Here is a 3,525-nt window from a genome sequence, read left to right on the forward strand (position 1 = left end):
CAATCAGTAACGATTTGAAAACCTATCACAAACTTATAGACACTTTTATTGCGCACTGGGCAGCGGTAGATGGTGCGTTGGGGAGTGCCCCCCTGGTACTGCCCGATGGAGCCACAAGGGCGGGGTTTGTGGAGGCGAAGGCGACTCTCACCGCGCTCTATCAGGCGGTCGAGAGCGGCGACAACCGAGCGCAGACCAGCACGGCGGACTGCTTGCGGCTCAAGGGGGACTTGGTGCCCCGACTGGCACAGTTCAAGGCTACGGTGAGCGGGCTCCTCCCCGGCTCGCGCTACGCCAGCGCCCTGGCAAAGACCCCTCCGAAGACCTCCTCGCAGGGGGTGGTGGTGAAGGCGCTTCAGGACACGCTGAGTCTGTGGGAGCAGCTCGAAGCGGATAGCGCCGTGACCCTTCAAAAGCCCCTGACCCTGGCTGAGGGGACGACTCTGGTAGGCTTACAGAGCGGCTTTACAGCACTTCAGAGCGCGTATAGTGCCTATGCCACGGGCAAAGCGGCAGCGAGTGCAGCCCGTGCGCAGCGCAACGAGCAGCTCAAGGTGCTCGATGCCCAGATGAAGCAGTACCGCAAGACGGCGCAGGCACGCCTGCCCAAAGGCCACCCGCTGCTGGCCAACCTCCCCAGCGTCTCACGCTAGAAAACCCCCTCCAACCTCCCTCTTTCCCTCTCCCCCTTCCCTGCCCTGAGGGAAGGGGGCCAGGGGGATGGGTTCGGGAGACCTACAGCCGGATTACGCTCCGGATCACGTTGCCGGTCTCCATGGTATGAAACGCGTGCTCGACCTCGTCTAGCTTGACGTAGCCCGTTACCATGGCGTCTAAGTTCAGGCGACCTTCCAGATAGAGCTGGGCGAGCAAGGGAAAGTCATGGCTAGGGAGCGCATCGCCACAGTGGCAGACTTTCAGGTTGACTTTGTTCCAGTAGACGCCGGTATCTATGTTTCCGACATTGAGCGTGACTTCGGCGTCTTTTCCCGGGAAGCCAATATTAACCGCCGTGCCGTTGTAGTTCACCATGCGCACGGCCTGCTCAATACACTGCATCAGGCCCGTCGCCTCAAACGCAAAGTCCACGCCGCCCTCGTAGCCCGGCCAGTCGTCGGCCACTAAATTTCGCACAGCGGCCACCGGGTCACCGTCTAGCGCATTCACAATATGCGTCGCGCCGAAGTCTTTGGCCCACTGGAGCTTAGTCGGGTTGACATCTACGCCGATGATCTGCTTTGCGCCCTGGATCTTCGCACCCTGAATGACCGAGAGCCCAACGCCGCCACAGCCCACCACGGCGACACTCGCGCCGGGCCATACCGTTGTGGTGTTCATGGTGGCCCCGACGCCGGTAATCACGCCGCACGCCAGCAGGCAGGCTTTGTCCAGCGGCATGTTCTCTGGCATCTTGATCGCCGCTTTTGCATTGACCACGGTGGTTGTTGAGAACGTCCCGCAGCGCAGCACCTGTGAGCACCGCGCGTCATCGCCCACACGGATGATGGGTGTGGTCGGACGGAGTGCCATGTAGCAGTGCCGAGGATCGCCGCGCCGACACGCGGGGCAGTTGCCGCACGGCGCACGATACGCGATCACCACGGGGTCGCCCGGCTTCAGGTGCGTCACATTGCTCCCCACCGCCTTCACAATGCCCGCGCCCTCGTGGCCTAAGATGATCGGGAACTTCATGCCCGCCCCTTGCTGCATCTTGATGGTAAGATCCGTGTGACAGACCCCGCTCGCCACCACTTCGATCACCACGTCGTCGGGTGCGGGATCCGCCACCGAGATATCAATGAGCTCGACGTCCTTGCCCGCTTCGGTTAGAACTGCCGCCTTGCCACTAAATGCCATTGTTTTTGCCTCCCATTCGTGCTATTATTCGGGGCGCGGCTCAGGGAATCCTCCGCTCCGCTCGTGAGCTGTCATGACCCAACGCGATAAAAAAATTAATTTCCTGATCTGCCTTGCGGATGCCGTCGGCTTTCCGTTGGGGATTGCATTTTTTTCCACACAGACCATTCTCCCGGCGTTCCTGGATCGGTGCGGGGCATCGCCTGCGACACTGGGCGCACTCACGGGCCTCTCTAGCCTGCTAATTTTAGGGCCGGGCCTGCTCACCGTGGGGATTCTCCAGCGCCTGAAGCACGTGCGATTATGGCTCTTCTGGGTGGCTCTAATCGAGCGTTTGTTTCTGTTGCCCCTTGCCTTTCTCGCGCCACTCTGGGGGAAGACCCATCCGGACTGGCTGATCTGGGCGACTTTTATTGGATTTGGCGGGCACTCGCTGGCGATGGGCTTTAACATTCCGGCGTACTGGACGGCGATTGGCAAGACGATTCCGGTGCACTGGCGCGGGCGACTCTTTGGGATCGCGGGCGGCATTGCGGGTGTCTGTACGCTGGCGACGGAGTGGCTCCTGCGCCATGTGGTGCTAGGGCGCGGCTTCCCGGACGGCTATGGGCTGGGGTTCGGCATTGGCTTTGTGATTCTGACGGTCACGGTTATCCCTTTTCTCTTTTTACGCGAGCCGGACGGCACAGTGCACGCGGATGAAGCGGGCAAGAAGGTCGGTAGAGCGGAGCTGCTGACTGCATGGCGCGGCGATGCCCGGTTTCGCCGACTGGGCTACTCGCAGGTCGTGTTCGCGCTGACCCAGGTCGCGGCCCCGTTTCTGGCGCTCTTTGCGGCCCGGCGCTTTGGGGATGCCCACGCCGACCTGGCGCTCTACACGGCGGTGAGTATCTTTGCGGGATCCATGGCCGCGCTCTTGATCGGGTGGCTGGCGGATCGCTGGGGCAACCTTCCGATGGTCGCGCTGGCGTGTATCGCGGCGGCGGCAGGCTTCGCGTTCACGCTAATCGCCCCCACGGGAAGTATGTTTGCTGCCGTCTTTGTGCTCTGGGCACTGGCGACAGCGGGAGTGGATCTGGCGGCGAGCAATCTGATGATGGAACTGGCAGGGCACTCGTCGCGTATTCCCCTCTACTCCGCACTCTATAATATCGTGCGGGCCGTTCCTCGAATGATCGCACCTTGGCTAGGCGGCATTGCGGTGGGAATCGTCGGCTACGGGCCGCTGATGGGAGTTGCCGTCGCCGCCGCACTCGCTTCTCTGGCGCTGCTCTTAGGCTCCTCTGGGAAGAAAGCCTCGTTAGAGTAGCCGCAGCACCTCCACCGTCAGGGCCGCGAGGTTGTCTATCGCCTCTTTGTGCATGAGCTCAAAGCCGTGCGTGTTCTCACACGGGAAGGCGAGCGTGATGGGCCGGGCGCAAAGCCCCTGCGCGGCGGCGCAGCTCGCATCGGAGCCACCTCGGGAGAGCGCTTGAAGCTGGAGCCCGGTCTTTGCTGTCCGTGCCGCTTTGAGCACAAGAGCGATGTCGCTCGGGCTCGTGGGGGCGAAGCCATCGGTGACCCAGCACGTGGGGGTTGCCGTGAGCTGCACGGCGTTGTCCGGCGCAAGCGGCCCGATCTCCAGCGCGACACAGACCTCAGGCCGGGTGTTTCCCAAAAGCCAGAGCG

At 62.3% G+C, this 3,525-nt stretch carries 3 protein-coding genes and 1 pseudogene; 2 read left to right on the top strand and 2 right to left on the bottom strand.

Annotation, left to right across the window (positions count from 1 at the left end; genetic code table 11):
* A partial coding sequence (locus ACH2EH_RS17670) for a hypothetical protein (RefSeq protein WP_395143648.1) occupies positions 1 to 653 on the top strand: 653 nt, incomplete at its 5' end.
* 82 nt (positions 654 to 735) lie between these two features.
* Here the strand turns inward: ACH2EH_RS17670 and ACH2EH_RS17675 are convergent.
* Entirely contained in the window at positions 736 to 1,857 is a 1,122-nt protein-coding gene (locus ACH2EH_RS17675) for an alcohol dehydrogenase catalytic domain-containing protein (RefSeq protein WP_395143650.1), read from the bottom strand.
* A gap of 73 nt (positions 1,858 to 1,930) precedes the next feature.
* Here ACH2EH_RS17675 and ACH2EH_RS17680 point away from each other — a divergent pair, with 73 nt between their 5' ends.
* Positions 1,931 to 3,166 (top strand): MFS transporter, encoded by a 1,236-nt coding sequence (locus ACH2EH_RS17680; RefSeq protein WP_395143652.1) that lies wholly within the window; start codon positions 1,931 to 1,933, stop codon positions 3,164 to 3,166.
* On the opposite strand, the pseudogene ACH2EH_RS17685 reads toward ACH2EH_RS17680, so the two are convergent.
* A pseudogene (locus tag ACH2EH_RS17685) lies at positions 3,158 to 3,525 on the bottom strand (hypothetical protein); the annotation flags it as partial. The gene ACH2EH_RS17680 and the pseudogene ACH2EH_RS17685 overlap by 9 nt on opposite strands.

This window comes from Armatimonas sp., from assembly GCF_043760365.1.
GTDB lineage: Bacteria > Armatimonadota > Armatimonadia > Armatimonadales > Armatimonadaceae > Armatimonas.